We start from the raw sequence: 2,432 nt of genomic DNA on the forward strand, positions 1-2,432 counted from the left end.
GGTCGTATGGAAGCTGGACCGCCTCGGTCGTGATCTTCGTCATCTCATTAATACAGTGCACGACCTGACCGCGAGGGGGACCGGTCTGAAAGTGCTGACCGGTCACGGGGCGACTATCGACACAACAACGGCCGCTGGCAAGCTTGTCTTCGGTATCTTTGCCGCACTGGCGGAGTTTGAGCGCGAACTGATTGCTGAAAGAACGACTGCAGGTCTGGCATCAGCAAGAGCCCGTGGGCGGAACGGCGGCCGACCTTATAAAATGACGCCAGTCAAACTGCGACTGGCAATGGCATCAATGGGACAATCAGAAACAAAGGTCAGTACGCTATGCCAGGAACTTGGGATAACCCGGCAAACTTTGTACAGGCATATTTCCCCTGTTGGTCAACTGCGGGCGGACGGGATCAAGCTGTTCAACCGTGGATAATTTGAACGGACGGAAAAATCTGGGGTTCCGGCGTAGTACCCCTATCACCTCCACATTTTTGCAACAGTGCCTTATAAATGGCAGCCTTATGTTTACTTGCCAAGATGGGCTACCATATGATGTTTTATACTGAGCAATATTAATATTATCTTTAATGGAAAAATTAAGCCCACTAAGTGACCCACTGCTATATGGCTCTATTGTGAAGACGCCTGAGGGTAAAAATTTATACATGGTTGTCCCTATGTCTATTATTGCAAGGTTGACAATATTATTCGTTTTATAAATTTGAGCGTTTAAAATCACACATCAAAGCAATTAGTCAGGATAAACAACAATACCCAGTGCTTCGAGAATCAGTTCTTGCTGCCAGGCTGCAATTTTGATACCTGATGTATCGACTTTGCGGGGATCTAAACCGTCGAGTTCGGCGTGGCATAAATTGGCACCCTGTAGGCTAAATTGCCCCCAGACATCTTCGGAAAAAACACCTCGACTTAAGTCTGACTCTTTCAGTGATGCACCCGCTAGGTTCGTTCCTATCCAGCGATTTTCAAACAACTCACATTTTTCTAAACAAACCCTCTCCATATTGGCATAGGAAAGATTACATCCAGAAATAAATGCTGAGCAAAAGTACATACGATTACTCACTTGATGGGCAAAGTTTGTTCGGGAAAAGTTGGCACCTTTTAAATCACACGCACGGAACTCTATACCGTAGCAATTGGCATTACTGAAGTTTGCCATCGCAAGTTGGCATTGTTGGAAACTTGCATCACGAAGATCTGCGACATCAAAGTGGCAGCCTTCGATATCACCCTGTTCAATGAACTTGCAGTTGACGAATGTCGTATCACGCAAGTTAGCACGTCGAAAGTCGCTGCGAATGAATGTGCAAGCGGTGAAGGTGAGATCACTTAAGTCTTTATGTGAAAAGTTGTGGTGCCGATATGTATGATTGTAGGTTTCCATGAGTACTCCTTGTTGAAAGGAGGGCTAGACTACCATTATACATATGCCAAGACATTAAAATAAAAGCCTGTTACATCAACACATTACAACCCCTCAATTTACCTGTTTTAAGTGGTCAAATTGGCGCGTAGAGCGCCTATCGCTCTTGCATTGGCACGCGGCCCTGTTGAAAAAAGTTATTCGCTTTAGATAGGGTTAGGAGAGCCGTGCTTCGCCGGTAAAAAATCGGACTATCCGACGCAGGGCGGACTCATCGGCGGAGAAGCAAACTTTGACTATATCTCCCTACACTTGGAAGAGGGCTAGACTGGCCCCATAGATCACCAGACACTTCGACTCTCTTAAAATAAGAGGTAGTCTTGGAACTATGTTTAATACCAGTCAGAACGATAAGATGGTTGGAGTGTTATCAGGACCTGAGCGGCGTCGGCGTCGTACACCGCAGGAAAAAATTGCCATTATTCAGCAGACTATGGAGCCCGGTATGACCGTGTCTCATGTCGCGCGCCTGCATGGCATCAATGCAAACCAGATATTCAAATGGCGCAAGCAATATTAAGACGGTTCACTGACGGCTGTTGCATCGGGCGAGGAAGTGGTGCCGGCCTCCGAACTCGCTGCCGCCAATAAGCAAATTCGCGAACTCCAGCGCCTTCTGGGCAAAAAGACGATGGAAGCCGAGATACTCAAAGAGGCCGTGGAGTTCGGCCGGGCAAAAAAATGGATTGCGCATGCGCCCTCGTTGCCTGGGAACGACGAATAAGCGACGTTTGCAGAAGTCTTGGCGTGTCGCGTGCGCAGTTGAGCATTCGGGTTCACCGGCCATCTGACTGACAGGATCGCAGACGGCAGCCCCGTTCTGACGATACCACCGTATTGTCCCGGATAAACATGGCGGTGGCTGACCTGCCGACGTATGGTTATCGCCGTGTGTGGGCGCTGCTGCGACGGGAGTCGGAGCGGGACGGCCTGCCTGTGGTTAATGCAAAGCGGGTGTATCGCATTATGAGAACGCATAATCTGCTTC

At 48.5% G+C, this 2,432-nt stretch carries 2 protein-coding genes and 1 pseudogene; 2 read left to right on the forward strand and 1 reads right to left on the reverse strand.

What is annotated here, in order from left to right; all coding sequences use genetic code 11:
• On the forward strand, positions 1–430 hold a 430-nt coding region (locus ACSIPU_RS30155; protein ID WP_017900407.1), incomplete at its 5' end, for a recombinase family protein.
• Positions 431–748: 318 nt separating this feature from the next.
• Here ACSIPU_RS30155 and ACSIPU_RS30160 read toward each other — a convergent pair.
• Positions 749–1,405 (reverse strand): quinolone resistance pentapeptide repeat protein QnrS1, encoded by a 657-nt coding sequence (locus ACSIPU_RS30160; protein ID WP_001516695.1) that lies wholly within the window; start codon positions 1,403–1,405, stop codon positions 749–751.
• Positions 1,406–1,799: 394 nt separating this feature from the next.
• Between ACSIPU_RS30160 and ACSIPU_RS30165 the strand changes: the two are divergent.
• Positions 1,800–2,432 (forward strand): annotated as a pseudogene (locus ACSIPU_RS30165) (transposase); the annotation flags it as partial.

The organism is Klebsiella sp. HN106 (assembly GCF_051209435.1).
GTDB classification, from domain to species: Bacteria; Pseudomonadota; Gammaproteobacteria; order Enterobacterales; family Enterobacteriaceae; genus Klebsiella; species Klebsiella oxytoca.